Below are 826 nucleotides of genomic sequence, written 5' to 3'. Positions count from 1 at the left end.
ACCAACACCCCCCACCCCGCGTCCCCCATCCTCAATAACCACACCCGCCCCATCCCACACATCGGATGGGGCGGCTCTCGAAACGGACCTACTGCCGAAGGAACGCGGCGAACGGCACGCCGCCATCGTCCGCATCGGTCAGCTGCAACCACTCCTCACCTTGGTCCTTGCCGTACTGGAAGAACCCCTCGCACCTCAGATCGCCGTCGACGGAGACCAATTGGGCGACCGCGCCAGGTCCAGCATCGGAAAGCGTCCCGTACTTCCAGGTGCCGGTGAACTTCACCACGGTCGGAGACTTCCCTCCACGACACATGGCGGGGAGCAGGCTCACCTCGCCGAGCTTGCCGCCCTCCAGGAACTGAATCGAAGCGACGGACGCCTTCCAGGACCCAATAACAGCCGGGACAGGATCCTTCGCCACCGTGCACGAAGCCGCCAGCGGAAAGATGCCAGTCAGGGAGACAGCAAGGACACGCAATACGCCCTGGGCTCGTTCCCAGCCTGACCCCAGAGTCTCGATCACCCGATACCTCCGCTCTAAACGTCTCAACGCGCGCTACTCAAAGTCACTCGGGCGGGCGAAGTCGTCCGAGGCAACACACTTCCTCGCCTCGCAGAGAACCACTGATTTGAGTCGCGCTCCCGAAGCATCCACATTCGCTGCCGCCTCAAACAATCCCCTCAACCCAACAAGCGCTGGATTCTGCGAGGCGGGGGGGGGGGGGGGCGGCCCCCCCCCCCCCCCCAAAAAAAAAAAAAAAAAAAAAAAAAACCCCGCACCGGGACACCGGAAGAAAATATTAAGATTTTTTTATTAGAAGCG

1 protein-coding gene is annotated in these 826 nt (G+C 61.1%); it reads right to left on the bottom strand.

The genetic code is table 11. The features are described 5' to 3' along the window. Positions 1-88 precede the first annotated feature (88 nt). Positions 89-526 (bottom strand): hypothetical protein, encoded by a 438-nt coding sequence (locus tag ACFV6D_RS29825; protein WP_380561830.1) that lies wholly within the window; start codon positions 524-526, stop codon positions 89-91. Positions 527-826: the final 300 nt, after the last annotated feature.

The organism is Kitasatospora sp. NPDC059812 (assembly GCF_042732075.1).
Taxonomy (GTDB): domain Bacteria; phylum Actinomycetota; class Actinomycetes; order Streptomycetales; family Streptomycetaceae; genus Kitasatospora.
Note: the sequence above shows the minus strand (reverse complement) of the source record. Positions and strands in the feature narration are given on the sequence as shown.